Source organism: Stenotrophomonas sp. 2YAF22 (genome assembly GCF_052114665.1).
Taxonomy (GTDB): Bacteria; Pseudomonadota; Gammaproteobacteria; order Xanthomonadales; family Xanthomonadaceae; genus Stenotrophomonas; species Stenotrophomonas indicatrix.
On record NZ_JBFRFE010000411.1, the window covers coordinates 1 to 3952 of the forward strand.

4 protein-coding genes are annotated in these 3952 nt (G+C 65.2%); all 4 read left to right on the forward strand.

All coding sequences use genetic code 11. The annotated features are described in order from the left end of the window. The first annotated feature begins 530 nt into the window (after positions 1 to 530). Positions 531 to 755: a hypothetical protein gene (locus AB4Y84_RS15500; RefSeq protein ID WP_223494385.1), complete on the forward strand. Its 225-nt coding sequence runs from the start codon at positions 531 to 533 to the stop codon at positions 753 to 755. Between the two features lie 11 nt (positions 756 to 766). Beyond that, positions 767 to 1021, forward strand: coding sequence for a hypothetical protein (locus AB4Y84_RS15505; RefSeq protein WP_089239227.1), 255 nt, complete (start codon positions 767 to 769; stop codon positions 1019 to 1021). Positions 1022 to 1249: 228 nt separating this feature from the next. Next, positions 1250 to 1636: a DUF2946 family protein gene (locus AB4Y84_RS15510; RefSeq protein ID WP_442243937.1), complete on the forward strand. Its 387-nt coding sequence runs from the start codon at positions 1250 to 1252 to the stop codon at positions 1634 to 1636. A gap of 118 nt (positions 1637 to 1754) precedes the next feature. Further along, positions 1755 to 3893, forward strand: a complete 2139-nt coding sequence (locus AB4Y84_RS15515; RefSeq protein WP_442243900.1) for a TonB-dependent receptor — start codon at positions 1755 to 1757, stop codon at positions 3891 to 3893. Positions 3894 to 3952: the final 59 nt, after the last annotated feature.

Genomic DNA, 3952 nt, shown 5'->3' on the forward strand with positions numbered 1-3952 from the left:
GGAATGCTGGAACGATGTCCTGCACTGGGTGCGGTGTCTGCATTCGGCGGGGTCCCCTTGAAGCGTGGTTCGGTTCACAGCGGCCGGTTGCGGCCAACGTGCTGTGTGCTGCCCGCTGTTCGCGGGACATGCGGCGGCTGCCCGACGCAACGTGGTCAGTGGGTGATGGTAGGTGGTGACGTCATCATGGTGTCGGAGCGGGCTTGTTTTTGCAACACCTTTTGACACCTTGCATCCCCGGTCTCGCATGGCGTCCTTGTCAGCGAGGGATCTGCGATGACGGTCGCAGATTGTCCTCATCGCGACGATGCGTCGCAGCCGGCGAGAACGCATTTTCCGATGATGCCGGTGCCGTTCGATACGGCCCTTCGCCCTCTCTCAACGCCCGACCCGGGCGCCATGCACAAGGAGTCCGCATGTTTGAAAACGAACCCGATGAAGTACGCACGTCCGATGCCGTGCCGATACCGCGCACGACGGTCGCGACGTTCTCAATCGGTGCGACCACCCCCCGATAAAATACGACTGGCATGACGGACACCATCGACGAAGCGCAGGAACTGGAAGCGCGCCACCTGCAACGCGCCTTGGCCCAGCACGCAGTGCGGGCCGGCAACGTTGCCTCTCTCAAACCTACTGGGGAGTGCCAAAACCCGGACTGCAGCGAAGACTTCGAAAACGATCCGGCCAGACTGTTCTGTGGGCCTGCCTGCGCCGAGCGTTTCGAAGCCATCCATCAACACCGCAACGCATAGGAACAGGGGACATGTCTCTGAACAGCAACGACGCTGGCTTCACCGAACGCATCGCCGGGGTATCGGCCGAGCTCGCCGTATTGATGAGCCTGGTGGAGCACCACATCCATCTGCAGTTGGCCGACCTGGCTGACTCCGGGGATGTGGATGCACAGGAGCGATTCGCGGTAGCCGATCCGGAGCGCTGGTTGGAGAACGCCCGCAACAGCCTGCAGGCGGGCGTCATGTTCCTGGAACGCGCTGTGCAGCAACCGGCACGGTTCTAGCGTTTGCCGCCAGGGGACGGAAGGGGCCGGTCACACCAGGCGCCCTTCCGTCCCCCCGGCGGATATCGGCGTATGTCGTGGCTCACCACGGAGGCGCCCTGCGTCACGATGTCGCAGGGCCGCACCAGCAACCCTGGACGTGGTCCAAGGTTGGCCTCAGCCCCGTAGAATGGCCGCGTGCGCCGCTCTGCTCTCCACCGCCGGTTCCAGACCCTGGCATGGCTTGCCATGCTGCTGGTGCTGCTTGCCCCGCTGGTGAGCCGCTGGCTGGCGCATGCGCACGTTGCTGTTGCTGCAACGGTGGCGGTCATGGACCACGCCCTGCACGCACAGCACGCGAGGGAAGGGCACCACGACCACCACGCGATGGCAATGCAGCATGGCGAAGCGGCGCCGAAGCCGCCGGCCGATCCACATGCCGATCACGAGATGGGCGTGGACTGCGACTACTGTCTGATTGCCGCACGACTGATCACCCTGCTGGTGGCGGCGCTGCTGTTGATGATGCCGCTGGCACCGGTGTGCCGCGCGCTGCGCGGTGCGGTGCAGGCGTTGCCGCAGCGGATCTGCGGCACGTTGGGCGCGCGTGGACCACCGGTGCTGTTGGCCGTCTGAGCGCTTTGCGCACGCGCTGATTGATTTTCCCGGGTTGCCAGGCGTGGCCTGGCACTACCGCGTGCGCCATTCTTTCTGCTGCCTCGCAGTGCGGGGCGGCCTTGCATGCCGTGAATACATGAAAACCACCCCCAACTTCGCCCCGCTGCGCTGGGCGACGCTGCCTGCGTTGTGCGCGTCCTTCCTGCAGGCAACGCCTGCGCTTGCTGCAGATGCCGTGCCGCCGACCACTCTGGACACCGTCCACGTGGTGGATACCCGCAGCGGTGCGCTGTCCTCCACCGCCAGCACCGGCTCGGCCCTCGGCCTGAGCGTGCTGCAGACCCCGGCCAGCCTGACCGTGATTTCGCGCGCGCAACTGGAGCAGCGCGGTGATTCCAATCTCAACGACGCGATCACCCGCGCCGGTGCGATCAGTGCACTGCCCCATCCAGGCAACGGCCTGAGTGCGCTGTCCAGCCGTGGCTTCACCGATGGTGCCTCGGTGATGCGCCTGTACGACGGCCTGCGCCAGTATGGCGGTGTGGGTATCACCTTCCCGTTCGATACCTGGTCGATCGAACGCATCGAGGTGCTGCGCGGGCCGGCCTCGGTCATCCATGGTGATGGTGCCATCGGTGGTGTGGTCAACATCGTGCCGAAGAAGCCGTCGCGCGGTGCCATCGAGAACGAGATCAGTGTGACCGTCGGAAGCGAGGAAACCGCGCGACTCGGATTCGGCAGTGGCGGTGCGCTCATGCCTGCGCTGGCTTACCGCGTGGACGTCAGCGGCAACTACAGCAGGGGGTGGGTCGACCGCGGGCACAACGGCGATGCTACGTTTTCCGGTGCGCTGCTATGGCAGCCCCGCACCGATCTGCAGGTCACGCTGACCCATGCGCAGGGCTACCAGAAGCCGATGCGCTACTTCGGTACGCCGTTGATCGATGGAGAGCAGCTGGATGCGCTGCGCCACAAGAACTACAACGTGGCCGACAGCGTGATCCGCTTCCGCGACCGCTGGACCCAGCTCGATGCGGCGTGGACGCCGAACGACAACGTGGAATGGCGCACACGGGTCTACCAGATCGACAGCCAGCGCGACTGGCGCAACGCCGAGGCCTATGTCTACAACGATCGCACCGGCCTGATCGATCGTTCCGGCAACACCCAGATCACCCACAACCAGGACCAGACAGGGTTGACCTCCACGCTGCGCCTGCTGGGGAATGCGGGTGGTCTGCCCAACAGTTTCGCCGTTGGCTTCGATGCCAACCGTGCGCATTTCAAGCACACCAACAACACCTATGCGGGCAGCTCGGGGCCGGTGGATCCCTTCAATCCGGTGCCCGGCGGGTTCGTCAGCGATGCACCCAACCTGCCGCGCTACCGCAACAGCGCCGAGCAGGTCGCGTTGTTCGTGGAAGACCGGCTGGAACTGAGCGAGCGCTGGTCGGTGCTCGCTGGCTTGCGCCACGACCGTGCCACGATCGACCGCAACGACCTGATCAGTGGCGAGCGTGCGTTCTCCAGGACCTACAACAGCACCGGCTGGCGCGCGGGCACGGTCTTCGCGGTGCAGCCTTCGTTGACCCTCTACGCGCAGTACTCGCAGGCGGCCGACCCGGTCAGTGGTCTGCTGATGATCAGCCCGGCCAACGGCGAGTTCGATCTGGCCAAGGGCAAGCAGATCGAGATCGGCATGAAGCAGGCCTTCGACGGAGGCGAGTGGACGCTGGCGGCCTATCGCATCCGCAAGACTGGCCTGCTCAGCCGTGATCCGTTGCAGCCCGACCGTCGCGTGCAGGTGGGGGCACAGACCTCAAAGGGAATCGAAGCTTCGTTGAACTGGAGCTTCGCGCCGCAGTGGTCGCTGGATGCCAACGCGACCGTGCTCAAGGCCGGGTTCGAGGATTTCCTGGAAGCCACCGGCACGCCGGCGGTGATCGTGTCGCGTGATGGCAACGTGCCGCCGAACGTGGCCGAACGTTTGGCCAACGTCTGGTTGAGCTGGCAGTTCCTGCCTGATTGGAGCGTGGCCAGTGGCTTGCGCTACGTGGGCAAGCGCTATGCCGACAACGCCAACACGCTGCAGCTTCCGGGTTACGCCACCACCGATCTGGCCCTGACCTGGCAGGCCGCGCCGCGCACACGGCTGACCGCGCGCGTGTTCAACGTGTTCGACAAGGCGTACTACGGCACGGCGTACTACACCAGCACGCAGTGGCTGCTGGGCGCGGACCGGCGCGTCGAGTTCAGCCTCGACCATCGCTTCTGAGGACGCACGCCATGTCGTTGCGATCCACCGCCAGGCGCTGGACCTACCTGACGCATCGC

What these genes read in the sequence shown, in the direction of transcription:
- AB4Y84_RS15500 (WP_223494385.1), top strand. Translation starts at nt 531, where the DNA reads ATGACGGACACCATCGACGAAGCGCAGGAACTGGAAGCGCGCCACCTG.
- AB4Y84_RS15505 (WP_089239227.1), top strand. Translation starts at nt 767, where the DNA reads ATGTCTCTGAACAGCAACGACGCTGGCTTCACCGAACGCATCGCCGGG.
- AB4Y84_RS15515 (WP_442243900.1), top strand. Translation starts at nt 1,755, where the DNA reads ATGAAAACCACCCCCAACTTCGCCCCGCTGCGCTGGGCGACGCTGCCT.
- AB4Y84_RS15510 (WP_442243937.1), top strand. Translation starts at nt 1,250, where the DNA reads ATGCTGCTGGTGCTGCTTGCCCCGCTGGTGAGCCGCTGGCTGGCGCAT.